The sequence below is a fragment of the Streptomyces sp. CA-288835 genome (assembly GCF_050936385.1).
Lineage (GTDB): Bacteria > Actinomycetota > Actinomycetes > Streptomycetales > Streptomycetaceae > Streptomyces.
Genome location: NZ_JBNJMW010000001.1, coordinates 1,541,273 through 1,555,882 on the forward strand (window position 1 = coordinate 1,541,273; position 14,610 = coordinate 1,555,882).

10 protein-coding genes are annotated in these 14,610 nt (G+C 69.2%); 5 read left to right on the forward strand and 5 right to left on the reverse strand.

The window, feature by feature from the left end:
* The first annotated feature begins 168 nt into the window (after positions 1 to 168).
* A complete protein-coding gene (locus ACQEVY_RS07070) occupies positions 169 to 732 on the forward strand; it encodes a putative glycolipid-binding domain-containing protein (protein WP_432945939.1) in 564 nt (187 codons plus the stop codon).
* Between the two features lie 107 nt (positions 733 to 839).
* Complete coding sequence (locus tag ACQEVY_RS07075) at positions 840 to 2,036, forward strand: serine hydrolase domain-containing protein (protein ID WP_432945941.1); 1,197 nt, start codon at positions 840 to 842, stop codon at positions 2,034 to 2,036.
* A 4-nt stretch (positions 2,037 to 2,040) separates the two neighbouring features.
* Here ACQEVY_RS07075 and ACQEVY_RS07080 read toward each other — a convergent pair whose 3' ends face one another.
* The gene (locus ACQEVY_RS07080; RefSeq protein ID WP_432945943.1) at positions 2,041 to 3,681 is read right to left on the reverse strand and encodes an ABC-F family ATP-binding cassette domain-containing protein; all 1,641 of its coding nucleotides are present in this window, start codon (positions 3,679 to 3,681) and stop codon (positions 2,041 to 2,043) included.
* A gap of 81 nt (positions 3,682 to 3,762) precedes the next feature.
* Positions 3,763 to 4,797 carry an oxidoreductase gene (locus ACQEVY_RS07085; protein ID WP_432945945.1) on the reverse strand — a complete coding sequence of 345 codons (1,035 nt, stop codon included), beginning with the start codon at positions 4,795 to 4,797 and terminating at the stop codon, positions 3,763 to 3,765.
* A 66-nt stretch (positions 4,798 to 4,863) separates the two neighbouring features.
* On the opposite strand from ACQEVY_RS07085, the gene ACQEVY_RS07090 reads away from it, so the two are divergent.
* Positions 4,864 to 5,811: an FAD-dependent oxidoreductase gene (locus ACQEVY_RS07090; RefSeq protein WP_432945947.1), complete on the forward strand. Its 948-nt coding sequence runs from the start codon at positions 4,864 to 4,866 to the stop codon at positions 5,809 to 5,811.
* A gap of 127 nt (positions 5,812 to 5,938) precedes the next feature.
* On the opposite strand, the gene ACQEVY_RS07095 is transcribed toward ACQEVY_RS07090, so the two are convergent.
* The gene (locus tag ACQEVY_RS07095) at positions 5,939 to 7,648 is read right to left on the reverse strand and encodes a BCCT family transporter (protein WP_432945949.1); all 1,710 of its coding nucleotides are present in this window, start codon (positions 7,646 to 7,648) and stop codon (positions 5,939 to 5,941) included.
* Between the two features lie 111 nt (positions 7,649 to 7,759).
* The gene (locus ACQEVY_RS07100) at positions 7,760 to 9,721 is read right to left on the reverse strand and encodes a Xaa-Pro dipeptidyl-peptidase (RefSeq protein ID WP_432945951.1); all 1,962 of its coding nucleotides are present in this window, start codon (positions 9,719 to 9,721) and stop codon (positions 7,760 to 7,762) included.
* Positions 9,722 to 9,948: 227 nt separating this feature from the next.
* Between ACQEVY_RS07100 and ACQEVY_RS07105 the strand changes: the two genes are divergently transcribed.
* Together ACQEVY_RS07105 and ACQEVY_RS07110 are read left to right on the forward strand one after the other, a co-directional pair.
* Positions 9,949 to 11,505 (forward strand): M1 family metallopeptidase, encoded by a 1,557-nt coding sequence (locus ACQEVY_RS07105; protein ID WP_432945953.1) that lies wholly within the window; start codon positions 9,949 to 9,951, stop codon positions 11,503 to 11,505.
* Between the two features lie 143 nt (positions 11,506 to 11,648).
* Complete coding sequence (locus ACQEVY_RS07110) at positions 11,649 to 12,347, forward strand: MerR family transcriptional regulator (RefSeq protein WP_432945955.1); 699 nt, start codon at positions 11,649 to 11,651, stop codon at positions 12,345 to 12,347.
* Positions 12,348 to 12,397: 50 nt separating this feature from the next.
* Here ACQEVY_RS07110 and ACQEVY_RS07115 read toward each other — a convergent pair whose 3' ends face one another.
* Positions 12,398 to 14,566, reverse strand: coding sequence for a 3-hydroxyacyl-CoA dehydrogenase NAD-binding domain-containing protein (locus ACQEVY_RS07115; protein WP_432945957.1), 2,169 nt, complete (start codon positions 14,564 to 14,566; stop codon positions 12,398 to 12,400).
* Positions 14,567 to 14,610 lie beyond the last annotated feature (44 nt).

The window sequence follows — 14,610 nt, forward strand, 5'->3', positions numbered from 1 at the left end:
TGGGTGAGGGTTTCTTTCCCCAAGCCCGCCCCTTCCCGGAACTGGGGGCTGCGCCCCCAGGCCCCCACGGGGGGTGTTTTTAGCTGCGGGAGGCGTCGTGGCTGGTCGCGCAGTTCCCCGCGCCCCTATGGGGCGCCCCTGCCGAACCCGGCTCGGTAAAATGGGCCCATGGCCATCTCACGTGTTCTCACCTGGGACGTTGCGGCTAGCACTGGGTATGAGACTGCCTGGGTCGAAGTGGGTGACGGTGGGCTTACGGCGCGCGGGCGTGCTGTTGGGACGGTGCCGGAGCCGTACTGGGTCTCCTACGAGCTCGACACGGCCGACGGGTTCGTGACGCGTCGGCTGTACGTCACCGTCGAGTCCGCGGGCGGTACTCGTACGCTCGATCTGCGGCATGACGGAGCGGGACGGTGGACGGCGAACGGTGATCGTCTGCCCGATGTCGACGGTGCCCTCGACTGCGACCTCGGCTCCTGCCCGCTCACCAACACCATGCCGGTGCTACGGCATGAGCTCCATCAGGCGCCCGGGGAACGGGAGTTCCTGATGGCGCTGGTTTCGGTGCCGGAGCTGGACGTACTGCCGTCACCGCAGACCTATACGCACCTGGGCCAGGGCAAGATTCGCTTCGTTTCTGGGGACTTTCGCAGCGACATCGAGTTCGACGAGGACGGCTTCGTAGTCGATTACCCGGAGATCGGGACGCGGCTTGGGCGGTCCGGCGGGTAGGGCCCGTTGGGCCGAGTGCAGTAGCACGAGCGGCTGCCTGGATCTTGGCGGGCGAAGCTGGATTTGCCCGGATTCCCCGGGTTCGCGCCGTCGTTCAGGGAGAGCTGATGCCGTCCCCCACCCCATCCCGCCGCCGTTCCCCGCTCGGGCCCCGTCTGGGTGCGGCCTCCCTCATCGCCGCCTGCCTGGCCCTGTTGTCTCCTGCCGCCGCCGGTGCCGCCGCGCCGCCCGGACCGCGCCCTCACGGCCCACTCCAGGAGCAGTTGGAGGAGCTGGTGCGCTCGCCGGGTGGCCCGCCCGGCGTTATCGCCGTGCTGCGTGACGGTAGGGACAAGCGGGTTGTCCGGGCCGGCGTCGCGGACCTGGCCACCGGGCGGAGGCCCGCTCCTGACGATCACATGCGCATCGCCAGCGCGGCCAAGGCGTTCAGCGGTGCGGTGGCGTTGTCCCTCGTCCAGCGCGGCGAACTGCGCCTGGACGACACCTTGGGCGAGCGGCTGCCCCGTCTGCCCGAGGCATGGGGCGCCGTTACGCTGCGCCAGTTGCTGAACCACACCAGCGGACTGCCCGACTACTCGCAGGCCCCGGCGTTCGTGGAGACGGTTCAGGCCGACCCCCGGCACCGCTTCGACTCCCGTCAGCTGCTCGACTTCGTCGCCGACGAGCCGCTGCGCTTCCCGCCCGGCTCCCAGTACGAGTACTCCAACTCCGACAACATCGCCGTCGCGCTGATGGCGGAAGCGGCGACCGGCGTCAGGTACGAGCGGCTGCTGGCGGAGTTGGTGTACCGGCCGCTGGGCCTGCGTGACACAAGCCTGCCGCAGGGCTATCGGATGCCGCAGCCCTATCTGCACGGCTACGACGTGAGCCCACCCGAGCCGCCGGAGGACGTCAGCGAGGTCCTCAGCATGTCCGGCGTATGGGCTTCGGGCGGCATCGTCTCCACGCCCGCCGATATGATCCGGTTCATCCGCGGTTACGCCGGGGGGCGGCTGTACGGCGACGATGTCGTCCGGGAGCAGCGGCGCTGGATCCCCGGAGCCGCGTCCGAACCCGCCGGGCCGGGGCGTAACGACGCGGGGCTCGCCATCTTCCGGTACACGACCCGGTGCGGGGTGGTGCTGGGCCACACCGGCAACACGCTCGGCTATACGCAGCTGATCGCGGCCACACCGGACGGTCGCCGGTCGCTGACCTTCTCCGCCACCACCCAGATCAACCAGGCCCTGAAGCCCGATCTGCTGCGGCAACTGCGCGCCGTACAGGAGAACTTCGTCTGTGCGCTGCTGCGTGACAGGGGCTGACGCCCTAGCGTTCCGTCACCTTGCCGCCATCGACTTCCAGGCGGCGGGTGACGTGGATCGCGTCGAGCATGCGGCGGTCGTGGGTGACCAGGAGCAGGGTGCCCTCGTAGGAGTCGAGGGCTGATTCCAGTTGCTCGATGGCCGGGAGGTCCAGGTGGTTGGTGGGTTCGTCGAGGACCAAGAGGTTGACGCCTCGGCCCTGGAGGAGGGCCAGGGCGGCGCGGGTGCGTTCGCCGGGTGAGAGGGTGGCCGCCGGGCGCAGGACGTGGTGCGCTGTGAGGCCGAACTTGGCCAGGAGCGTGCGGACTTCGGCCGGTTCGGTGTCGGGGACCGCCGCGCAGAACGCGTCGAGCAGGGACTCGGAGCCGTAGAACAGCTGGCGGGCCTGGTCGACCTCGCCGATCATGACGCCGGAGCCGAGGGCGGCGTGGCCCGCGTCCACGGGTACGCGTCCCAGCAGGGCGCCCAAGAGCGTGGACTTGCCCGCGCCGTTGGCGCCGGTGACGGCCACGCGGTCCGCCCAGTCGATCTGCAGCGTCACCGGGCCGAGTACGAAGTCGCCGCGTCGTACCTCCGCGTCGCGCAGGGTGGCGACCACGGCGCCCGAGCGTGGGGCCGCCGCGATCTCCATGCGCAGCTCCCACTCCTTGCGCGGCTCCTCGACGACATCGAGCCGTTCGATCATGCGCTGGGTCTGCCGGGCCTTCGCGGCCTGCTTCTCACTGGCCTCGCTACGGAACTTGCGGCCGATCTTGTCGTTGTCGTTGCTCGCCTTGCGCCGGGCGTTCTTGACGCCCTTGTCCATCCAGGAGCGTTGCATCTGGGCCCGCTCCGCGAGTGCGGTGCGCTTGTCGGCGTACTCCTCGTAGTCCTCGCGGGCGTGCCGGCGCGCGACGTCGCGTTCCTCGAGATAGGCCTCGTATACGCCGCCGTACAGCCTGATCTGCTGCTGCGCGAGGTCGAGTTCGAGGACCTTGGTGACGGTGCGGGTGAGGAACTCGCGGTCGTGGCTGACGACAACCGTGCCTGCGCGCAGGCCGGAGACGAAGCGTTCGAGGCGTTCCAGGCCGTCCAGGTCGAGGTCGTTGGTGGGCTCGTCGAGGAGGAAGACGTCGTAGCGGGAGAGGAGGAGGGAGGCGAGTGAGGCGCGGGCCGCCTGGCCGCCGGAGAGGGAGGTCATGGGCTGGTTCAGGTCGACGCCGAGTCCGAGCGAGTCGGCGACCTGATCGGCTCGTTCGTCCAGGTCGGCGCCGCCGAGGTCGAGCCAGCGCTCGAGGCTCGTGGCGTACGCGTCGTCGGCGCCCGGTGCTCCGTCGACGAGCGCCTGCGTGGCCTCGTCCATCGCGCGCTGGGCCTCTGCAACGCCGGTGCGGCGGGCGAGGAACTCCCGTACGGTCTCGCCCGGCCGGCGTTCCGGCTCCTGCGGCAGGTGTCCGACGGTGGCGGTCGGCGGGGACAGCCGCAGCTCGCCCTGCTCGGGCTTGAGCAGCCCGGCGAGCATGCGCAGCAGGGTGGACTTGCCCGCGCCGTTGGCACCGACCAGTCCGATCACATCGCCGGGGGCGACCACGAGGTCGAGCCCGGCGAAGAGCGAACGGTCACCGTGACCGGCGGCGAGGTTCTTTGCGACGAGGGTGGCAGTCATCAGGCGCTGATCCTAATCGCCCGTCCAGGGGCCAGCGCCCGGTGTTCCTGCGCCTCCCGCCCCATGCGGGGGCGCAGCCCCTCAGCCCCCCATCGCCTCCACCAGCACACTCCCCGAAGTCCGCGCCACGATGAAGGACTCCCCCTTCGTCGCCTTCGCGTCCAGGGCGAGCCGATGTTCGCCCGCCTCCAGCACCCCGTCGAAGAGCTCGTACGCGTGTGTGCGGTACAGCCTGTCCAGGCGGTACGCGGTCAGCTGGACCCGGCAGGGAGACGTGACCTCGATGTTCGCCTCGCCGTCTGCGGTGGCCAGGCGGGTGAGGCGGCGCTGTTCCCGGGGGCTGCGGTCCAGGGCGTGTTCGATCTGGGCTACCAGGAGCGGGACTATCGGGGCGAGGCCGTCTACGTACGCGACCTCGACGCCTGCGCGGTCGAAGGACTCGCGTACGGCGGCGCGTTCCTGGTCGGTGACGGCGCGGCCGAAGGCGACGGCGCCGTAGGTGCGTAGCTCGTCGGCGGGGATGTCGGTGGCGTCCTGGGTGGTTTCGGCGCCGATACCGATGATGCGCAGGGCGGCGGCGAGTTTGGTGAGGACGGCGGCTCGGGTGCCGATGAGCAGGACCCGGCGGCGCTCGCCTCCGGCGGCCGTGAGGCCGGGGCCCGTCAGCAGGGAACCCAGCGCCGCGCGATACTCGGTGCCGCGGAAGCGGAACGGCCCTATCCCGTGGTACCCGTTGAGCTCCAGATCCGCCCGCTCGTCCGTCTGCCAGGCGAAGTCGCGCCACACATAGTCGTCGTCGCGTCTCTCGATCACGGCGGTGACGGCACCGCAGGCGAGATCCTCGCACTCGGGACAGCCGTAAATGACGTACCGGCCGCCCGCCAAGGGGGCGTCGGCTTCCAGCAGGAGACTGCGTACCTGCGCGCTGAAGATCGCGGGCGGTATATCGGAGGCAAGCGGCGAGACGGCGTCGAGGTCGGAGAGCTGGAACAGCAGCGGCCGTCCGTCGACGATGAAGTCCACGAAATCCCGGTGAACTTGGTAGTCACCGTTGGTGAGGACTCCACCGGCGCGGATGGCCGGTGCCAGGCCGAAGGTCGCGTACTCGGCAGACATGCTGTGAGTATCCCCAGACTGGCAGTGATGTGAGCACGGCATGACGGATTCCGTTAGCGTCCGGCTGTGAACAGTGAGCGGAACGATGACGTGATCGTGGTCGGCAGCGGTGTCATAGGACTCACGACCGCCGTCGTCCTCGCCGAGAGCGGCAGGCGCGTACGGGTCTGGACGCGGGAGCCCGCCGAGCGGACAACCTCGGCTGTTGCCGGCGCTCTGTGGTGGCCGTACCGGATCGAGCCGGAGGTGCTCGTCGGTGAGTGGGCGCTCCAATCCCTCTCCGTGTACGAGGAGTTGGCGGCGCGGCCCGAGGATACGGGCGTACGCATGGTCGAGGGCGTACATGGCGAGACGGTGCTGGACGGGCTCGGGGCGTGGGCCGCGCGCGTGCCGGGGCTGCGGGCGGCGACGGCCGGAGAGTACGCCGGGGTGGGATTGTGGGCGCGCCTGCCACTGATCGACATGCCCGTCCATCTGGCCTGGCTGCGCGAGCGGTTCGTCAGGGCCGGCGGGAGGGTGGAGGAGCGGTACGTCACGGATCTCGCGGAGGTCCCGGCGCCGGTCGTCGTCAACTGCACGGGCCTGGGCGCGCGGGAGCTCGTACCGGATCCGAGGATGTGGCCGGTGCGGGGGCAGTTGGTGGTGGTGGAGAACCCTGGGGTGACCACTTGGCTGACCTCGGGGGACGCCGACTCCAAGGCGACGTACTACTTTCCGCAGCCGGGTGGTCTGATCCTGGGCGGGACCACCGAGGACGACGAATGGTCTCTGACGCCCGATCCGGCCGTGGCTGAGGCGATCGTGCGCCGGTGTGCCGCGCTACGGCCGGAGATCGCCGGAGCCCGGATCATCGACCACCGAGTGGGCCTGAGGCCGGCACGTGAAGCGGTGCGACTGGAGCGTGAACTCCTGCCCGACGGCCGGGTGTTGGTGCACAACTACGGCCACGGCGGCGCGGGCGTCACCGTGGCGTGGGGCTGCGCGCGGGAGGCGGCGGAGCTCGCCTCCCGCTGACGCAAAGAGCCGCGCCCCTAAAAAGAAGGCCGCAGGCCTCTTTTTAGGGGCGCGGGGAACTGCGCGACCAGCCACGTACAACCCGCAGCCAACAGCCGACCGCAGTCCCCCTGCTCAACCAGCGGAGCTAACGGTGCTCGTGCCCGAGCGGGTCTCCCTCCGTGTCGGTACCGGGCCCTGGACCAACCCGGATCCCGAAGTCCCCGTCGTACTGCTTGTGCCCCTCGATCACGGCGAGCTCCACGGCCTCGGAACCCATCGCACTGCGCACGATGACCGGGTCCTCGCGCAGATCCTTCATCAGGGCGAGACACATCCCGATCATGACCAGGACGAAGGGCGCGGCGGCGAGGATCGTGAGGTACTGCAGGCCCTGGAGGGCGTCCCCCTGGCCGCTGCCTACAAGCAGCATGATCGCGGCGACGGCTCCCGTCACCACGCCCCAGAACACGACGACGAGACGGCCGGGTTCGAGGGCTCCCTTCTGAGAGAGCGTGCCCATCACGATGGACGCGGCGTCGGCTCCGGAGACGAAGAAGATGCCGACCAGGATCATCACGAGCAGGCTGGTGACCGTCGCGATGGGGTACTCCTGCAGGACGGCGAAGAGCTGGCCCTCGGGCGTCGCCTCTTTGCCGAGCCGGTCGGCCTCCTGCAGCTTCATCGCGGAACCGCCGAAGACCGCGAACCAGACGAGAGAGACGGTGCTGGGTACGAGGATGACACCGCCGATGAACTGCCGGATGGTCCGGCCGCGGCTGATGCGGGCGATGAACATGCCGACGAACGGCGTCCAGGAGATCCACCACGCCCAGTAGAAGACGGTCCAGCCGGCGAGCCAGTCCGCGACGCCCTCGCCACCGCTGGCCTCGGTACGCCCGGCGAGCTCGGGCAGGTCACCCAGGAAGGAGAAGACCGAGGTGGGCAGCAGATCAAGGACGATGACGGTCGGGCCTGCCACGAACACGAACAGGGCGAGCAGCAGCGCCAGCACCATGTTGGTGTTGGACAGCCACTGGATGCCGCGCTCGACGCCCGAGATGGCCGAGGCGACGAAGGCCACCGTCAGGACCGCGATGATGGTGACGAGCAGTGCGGTGTTCGCCTTGTCCATCCAGTCCAGCTCCGTGAGTCCGGAGCCGATCTGGAGCGCGCCGAGGCCGAGTGAGGTCGCGGAGCCGAAGACGGTGGCGATGATCGCGAGGATGTCGATCGCCCGGCCCGCGTGGCCGTTGGCGTGCTTTTCACCGATGAGCGGGGTGAACACCGCGCTGATCGTCTGGCGCCGGCGTTTGCGGAAGGTGCTGTAGGCGATAGCGAGGCCCACCACCGCGTAGATCGCCCATGGATGCAGGGTCCAGTGGAAGAGGGTGGTGGCCATCGCCGTCTCCATACGTTCCGCGGAGTCGGCGGGGCTGGTGCCCGGCGGGGGTGTGTTGTAGTGCGAGAGCGGCTCGCTCACCCCGTAGAACATCAGGCCGATGCCCATACCGGCGCTGAACATCATCGCGACCCAGGAAACGGTACGGAACTCGGGCGCCTCACCCTCGGTGCCCAGGGTGATCCTGCCGTAGCGGCTGACCGCCAGCCAGAGCGCGAAGACGACAAAACCGGAGGCGGCTAGCACGAAGGCCCAGCCGCCGTTGTGCATCAGGCCGTCGAGCATCTTGCTCGAGGCGCTTTCCAGTGAGTCGGTGGCGACTGCGCCCCAGATAACGAAGGCCACGGTGAGCGCTGCGGTGACGCCGAACACCACACGGTCGGTTTCGTGGCCGGGGCCGCCTGGGATGTCCGAAGAACCTCCCAGGCCTCCCCTCTGCTTCAGGTCTTCTGTCATCGGCGGCACCTTCCCCTGAAAACTGATCGGAAACACATGTTCCTTGTTGCGCTACTAGTTCCTTGTTGCGCCCCTAGGAACTACCACAGGTGCCGCCGTTCCCAACACTGGTCAGCGGCTGTCTCCCGGCACCCGCTGCGGGGTCCGGGGCTCGTCGACTCCATCGAGCCTAGCCTCCGGGCTGACGTGCGGGGATCCCTTGGTGGCGCCCGAGAATGCCTTGGCGCCTCCGACGAACGGGACACGGGCCCACGTACGGGACAGGTCGAGCTTCAGCGTCGGCTTGGTCGACGGCGGATCGATGAGGTCCTTGTCGGTGCCCGCGACGATCAGCGCGAGACGGTGCCCGGCCGGGACGACATGGTCGCTCGCGTGCAGGTCGAGGCTGATGGTGTACGGCTTGCCCGGCGTGAGCGGGACGCCCTTCAGGTCGGATGCGTGGTTGCCGAGGTCGGCCCAGCCGCGGCTGAACACGGTGTAGTCGACGTCCGCGGTCTTGGCCTTCGTCTCCTTGAAGCAGGAGCTGTCACCTGTAGTGCTCGGGCCCCAGCAGGTGCGGTCGGTGAGCGTGGTGATGCCCTCGCCCGCGTCGGCGTAGTCGCGGATGGTGTCCGGGCCGAGGTCGACAAGTACCGCCGACAGATGGGCGGTTGAGGTACTGGGCGTGGCGGTGACGGTCACCTTGGAGGAACCGGACAGCCGCAGGTCGCGGGTGAGCGGCTTGGTGATGAACCCGGCCTTACTGGACGTGGACTGATCGATCTGCGCGGCCCAGTCGGTCTCGTCCTGGCTCGGGTCGTCGGTGAAGGTCTCGGTGCCCGATCCGGTACGCAGTCCAAGGGTGCCGACGCCCGTCTGCTCACCCTTGCCGGGGCGCAGGCTCACGGTGTCGGTGCCGCGCGGCGGCCACACGCGCGACGTCTCCCACTTGTCCGGGGCGCGCTCGATGTCGGCCATCGGCTCGTCGTCGATGCCGTTGTCGTAGCCGAGGAGTTCATGGTCGAACCAGCGGTGCAGGGTGTCCACCCACTCGGCGCGGCGGAAGTCGAAGGGGTCGACATGGCCGGTCTGCGACAGCCAGATCTTGCGCTCGACACCGTTCTTCGCGAGGGCGTCCCACCACTGGCCGAAGTGCTTGGCGCGGACGTTGAGGTCCTGCATGCCATGGATGACGAACACGCTCGCGTCGACCTTGTGGGCGTCCTTCACGTGGTCGCGCTCGGTCCACAGCTTCGTCCAGTCGCCGGTGCGCGGGGCTCCTTCGACGAGCTTCTGCTGCACGGCGGCGCACTTGGCGCGGGCGTCGGGGCTCTCGACGTAGTTGGACAGCCAGTCGGGTCCGGAGTCGTACAGCGGGGCGCCCTTGGCGAAGTAGTAGTCGTACCAGGAGGAGATGGCCCCGATCGGGACGATCGTCTCCAGGCCCTCGACTCCGGTCGCGGCGACGCCGTTGGCGACGGTGCCGTCGTAACTCTTGCCGATCATGCCGGTCTTGCCGTTGGTCCAGTCCGCCTTGGCCTTCGTGCTGCCCGTGCGGGAGGTGTAGCCCTTGGCGCGGCCGTTCAGCCAGTCGACGACGGCCTTCGCGGACTGGACGTCGGAGCGGCCGCCGACGTCCACGCAGCCGTCGGAGCGGTTGGTGCCGGCGAAGTCGACGCCGACGAACGCGTAGCCGCGCGGCACGAAGTAGTTGTCGTAGAACAGCGGCATCTGGACGACGTTGCCATTGGCGTCGTACGTCTTCTTCTGGCTCTCGTTGCCGCGCCCGCAGCAGGAGTAGTACGGGCTGGCGTCCATGATCACGGGTATCTTCCGGCCCTGCCGGGCGAGTTCGCGGGGCCGGACGATGTCGACGGCGACGCGGTCGGTCTTCCCGTCCTTGTCGCCGTCGAGTCGGGTGTCCACCCAGACGGATTCGCGGATCGCGTTGTCGTACGAGTACACGGGTTTGCTCTCCCGCGGGGCGCTCTGCGCGGCGGCCGGGGTGAGGAGCGTGGCCATCAGGGCGGCGGTGGCCGCCGTCGCGAGCGTTCTCCAGGTCCTGAAGCGCATGACGCGCGCACGTATCGGCATGGCCGGAAGGTACCCCGGTCAACTCCTGGGCGAAAGGGGGACTTTGGGGGTCCGAGGGGCCGAACGGGGCCCCTCGGTGAGGAGGTGTCAGAAAGGCCCGTGGGATGAAGTAGCCCATGTCGGCCGAATGGCGATCGTGTGACAGGGGCGGCCGTGGACACGACAGAGACCACAGGGACTGAATAGGGTCCGAACAGACTTCATGACCCCACGACTTGGAGCTGAACGTGCACCGCAGAATCATCGCCCCGGGCGCGCTCGCGGTCTCTCTGATGCTGGCGATCCCGGCATCGGCGGCCGACTACTCGCCTGGAGCGCCGGGCATCGGCGACCCCTACTACCCGGCCTACGGCAACGGCGGATACGACGTCTCGCACTACGACCTCCGGCTCAAGTACCAGCCAGAAACAGACAAGTTGGAGGGCACCGCGACCCTCCTGGCCACCACCACGCAGGACCTGTCGCGGTTCAATCTGGACTTTCTGCTCGATGTGAGCGAGGTGCGGGTCAACGGCGACAAGGCGTCGTTCAAGACGTCAGGTGAGCATGAACTGGAGGTCACGCCGAAGACGCCGCTGCCCAAGGGCACGCCCGTGACCGTGGTGGTGCGCTACAGCGGGGTGCCGTCCTCGAAGTCGGCGTACGGCTTCACCAGTTGGCACCGAACGGCGGACGGCGGTGTCGGGGCGAACGAGCCGGAGGCGGCCTGGTGGTGGTTCCCGAGCAACGACCATCCGCTGGACAAGGCCACCTACGACGTGTCGGTGGCGGTGCCGGACGGCACGCAGGCGATCTCCAACGGCACGCTCCAGTCGACGAGTTCACGGGCCGGCTGGACGGGCTTCAACTGGCGGTCCAACAAGCCGCAGGCCACGTATCTCGCCACGCTGGCGATCGGGAAGTTCGACGTCACGACCGGTAAGTCGGAGAGCGGCATCCCGATCGTCAACGCGTACAGCAAGGAGCTCGGCGACCACTACGGGGCGGCGCGGGCGAGCATCGAGCGCACCGGGGAGGTCGCCGACTGGCTGACGGAGTACTTCGGGCCGTATCCCTTCAACGCGCTCGGCGGCTACGTCCCGAACACCACCGAGACCGGGTACGCGCTGGAGACCCAGACCCGGCCCTTCTACAGCCCGCGCCAGTTCGCGAACGGCACGAACGTGTCCGTGGTCGTCCATGAGCTGGCCCACCAGTGGTACGGCAACCTGGTGTCCGTCGCCGGCTGGAAGGACATCTGGATCAACGAGGGCTTCGCTCGGTATGCGCAGTGGCTGTGGTCGGAGCATGAGGGCGAGGGGACGGCGCAGGAGCTCGCGGACTACGTGTACGCGTCGCTTCCGGCCGACGACCCGTTCTGGAAGGTCAGGCCCGGCGATCCGGGGCCGGAGAACCAGTTCCATCTCGCGGTGTACGACCGAGGCGCCCTGGCCCTCCAGGCGCTGCGCAACGAGATCGGGGACGAGGACTTCTTCGCCATCCTGAAGGGCTGGCCGAAGAAGCACGCGCACGGCAACGCGACGGTCGGCGAGTTCGTGAAGTACGCCGAGCGGATCTCGGACCGACCGCTTGCCGCCCTTTTCGACACCTGGCTCTACCAGCCCTCGAAGCCGGGTGCGCCCGCCGCCCGGGAGGCCTCGATCGCGCCGCTGACCGGGACGGCTCCGGTCCAGCCGAAGTCGTGGAAGGAGATCGCCGCAACGAACGGCGTGCACGATCACGGGGACGAGGAAGGGCACGAGAAGGGGCACGGGCACGAGAAGGAGCACGAGAGCGAGCACTGAGGCAGGCGAGGCGACGGCGGGCGGGCAGTGAGCTGGTGAGCTGCCCGCCCGCGGCGCTTTCCCAGCGCTGGTGAGACAGCAATACTGTTGCACCGCACCCGCGCGGGGGACCGCAGCAGTCGCAGTACGCGAAGGAGCAGGCCATGGCGACGGACATAGAGGAGCCGAAGCTCACCGTCGACGAGCTGGCCGCGCGGGCGGGTGTCACGGTGCGCACGGTCCGCTTCTACAGCACGAAGGGCCTGCTCCCGCCGCCCGTGATCGGTCCGCGCCGGGTGGGGCACTACGGTCCGGAGCACCTCTCCCGGCTGGCGCTGATCGAGGAATTGCAGCAGCAGGGCATGACGCTCGCGGCCATCGAGCGGTATCTGCAGCAGCTGCCGCCGGATCTGGACGCTCGCGACCTCGCCATTCACCGGGCAGTGGTGGCGTCCTGGGCGCCGGACGCCGTGGAAACGGTGCCGCGGGCGGAGCTGGAGCGGCGGGCGGGACGCGCGCTCGGCGACGATGACCTGGAGCGGCTGGCCGCGATGGGTGTGATCGAGGCCGGCGACGGCGACTACCGCGTCGACCTCGGGCTGCTGCGGCTGGGGGTCGGGCTGCTGGACGTACCGCTGTCGCACGAGGCGATCCTCGCGGCGCGGGGCGTTCTCATCGAGCACTCGCGTGCCGCCGCGCACGAGCTGTCGCGACTCTTCCGCGACGAGGTTGCGGAACGCGCGGCGCAGGACGTGAAGTCGCTCTCCGCCCATATGCAGCCCCTGGTGGTGCAGGCACTGCTGACCACGTTCCAGCGCTCCCTCAACGCGGAGCTGCGGGAGTGGCTCAGCAGCCCCCGTTGACCGGGGCCGTTCCGATCTCCTGAAACGGCCCCGCCCGCACCGTACTCACGTCACGCGTCGCTGAACCGCTCCCCCTTCTCCGCCTTCTCGACGAGCAGCGCCGGCGGCGTGAACCGCTCCCCGTAGCGCTCGGCGAGCTCACGCGCGCGTGCCACGAATCCGGCCAACCCGCCTTCGTAGCCGTTGATGTACTGCAGGACGCCACCGGTCCAGCCGGGGAAGCCGATCCCGAGGATGGAGCCGATGTTGGCGTCGGCGACGGACGTCAGTACGCCCTCTTCAAGGAGCCTGACCGTGTCCAGCGCCTCGGCGAAGAGCATGCGTTCCTGCATGTCCTTGAACGGGATCTCGGCGCCCTCGCGAGTGAAGTGCTCGCGCAGTCCGGGCCAAAGCCCCGCGCGCTTCCCGTCGGCGTACTCGTAGAAGCCCGCGCCGCCGCTGCGGCCCGTACGGCCGAACTCGTCGACCATGCGGTCGATCACCGCCTCGGCGGGATGCGTCGCCCAGGTGCCGCCGGACTCCTCGACGGCCCGCTTCGTCTCGGCGCGGATCTTGCGCGGCAGGGTGAGCGTCAGCTCGTCCATGAGCGAGAGGACCTTGGCCGGATAGCCCGACTGGGCCGCGGCCTGCTCTACGGAGGCGGGCTCGATGCCCTCGCCGACCATGGCCACGCCCTCGTCGAGGAAGTGCCCGATGACCCGGGAGGTGAAGAAGCCGCGCGAGTCGTTGACGACGATCGGGGTCTTCTTGATCTGCCGTACGAGGTCGAAGGCGCGCGCGAGGGCTTCCTCACCGGTGCGTTCGCCCTTGATGATCTCGACGAGCGGCATCTTGTCGACGGGCGAGAAGAAGTGCAGCCCGATGAAGTCGGCCTGCCGCTCGACGCCTTCGGCGAGGGCGGTGATCGGCAGCGTCGAGGTGTTGGAGCACAGCAGTGCGTCCGGCTCGACGATGTGCTGGATCTCCTGGAACACCTTGTGCTTGAGTGCCGGGTCCTCGAAGACGGCCTCGATCACGGCGTCGCAGCCGGCAAGGTCCTGCGGGTCGGCGGTGGGGGTGATGCGGGCGAGCAGCGCGTCGGCCTTGTCCTGCGTCGTACGTCCCCGGGAGACGGCCTTGGCGCACAGCTTCTCGGAGTAGCCCTTGCCCTTGGCCGCCGCATCGGCCGAGACGTCCTTGAGGACGACGTCGATGCCCGCGCGTGCGCACGAGTACGCGATGCCGGCGCCCATCATTCCGGCGCCCAGGACGGCGACCTTGCGGACCTGGCGGGGCTCGATGCCCTTGGGGCGGTTGGCGCCGGAGTTGACGGCCTGGAGGTCGAAGAAGAAGGCCTGGATCATGTTCTTGGAAGTCTGGCCCGCGGCCAGCTCCACGAAGTAACGCGACTCGATGACCTGCGCGGTCTCGAAGTCCACCTGGGAGCCCTCGACGGCCGCGGCGAGGATGTTGCGCGGGGCCGGGTAGGGCGCGCCGCCCGTCTGCTTGCGCAGGGTCGCCGGGAAGGCGGGCAGGTTCGCCGCGAACTTGGGGCTGGACGGTGTGCCGCCCGGGATGCGGTATCCGGGCTTGTCCCAAGGCTGCGAGGACTCGCGGTTGGCCTCGATGAAGGCGCGGGCCTTGGCGAGCAACTCCTCCTGTGTGGTGGCCACTTCGTGGACGAGACCGTTCTCGAGCGCACGCTGCGGGCTGTACTGGGTGCCCTGGAGGAGCACCTTCAGCAGGGCGTCGGCGATGCCCAGGAGGCGTACGGTCCTGACGACGCCGCCGCCTCCGGGCAGCAGCCCGAGCGTGACCTCGGGGCAGCCGATCTTGGAGCCGGGGGCGTCGAGGGCGATCCGGTGGTGGCAGGCCAGGGCGATCTCGTAACCGCCGCCCAGGGCCGCGCCGTTCATCGCGGCGACGACGGGCTTGCCCAGCGTCTCGATACGGCGGAGGTCGCGCTTGATGGCCATGCCCCGCTCGAAGGCGTACTGGGCGTTCTCAGGGGTGACCGCGATCAGTTCACGCAGGTCCCCGCCCGCGAAGAAGGTCTTCTTGGCGGAGGTGACGATGATGCCGCGGATGGAGTCCTGCTCGGCCTCCAGCCGGTCGGCGATCGTGGTGAGCGACTCCCGGAACGCCTGGTTCATGGTGTTCGCGGACTGGTTCGGGTCGTCCAGGACGAGGGTGACGACGCCGGTCCTGTCCTGTTCCCAGCGGATGGTGCTCTCGGTCATGGCTGCTGCTCCGTAAAGGGGACGCCGCAAAGGCGGTGGTGGGG

Coding starts and splice junctions, on each gene's coding strand:
- ACQEVY_RS07070 (WP_432945939.1), top strand. CDS start 169: ATGGCCATCTCACGTGTTCTCACCTGGGACGTTGCGGCTAGCACTGGG.
- ACQEVY_RS07075 (WP_432945941.1), top strand. CDS start 840: ATGCCGTCCCCCACCCCATCCCGCCGCCGTTCCCCGCTCGGGCCCCGT.
- ACQEVY_RS07080 (WP_432945943.1), bottom strand. CDS start 3,681: ATGACTGCCACCCTCGTCGCAAAGAACCTCGCCGCCGGTCACGGTGAC.
- ACQEVY_RS07085 (WP_432945945.1), bottom strand. CDS start 4,797: ATGTCTGCCGAGTACGCGACCTTCGGCCTGGCACCGGCCATCCGCGCC.
- ACQEVY_RS07095 (WP_432945949.1), bottom strand. CDS start 7,648: ATGACAGAAGACCTGAAGCAGAGGGGAGGCCTGGGAGGTTCTTCGGAC.
- ACQEVY_RS07100 (WP_432945951.1), bottom strand. CDS start 9,721: ATGCCGATACGTGCGCGCGTCATGCGCTTCAGGACCTGGAGAACGCTC.
- ACQEVY_RS07110 (WP_432945955.1), top strand. CDS start 11,649: ATGGCGACGGACATAGAGGAGCCGAAGCTCACCGTCGACGAGCTGGCC.
- ACQEVY_RS07115 (WP_432945957.1), bottom strand. CDS start 14,566: ATGACCGAGAGCACCATCCGCTGGGAACAGGACAGGACCGGCGTCGTC.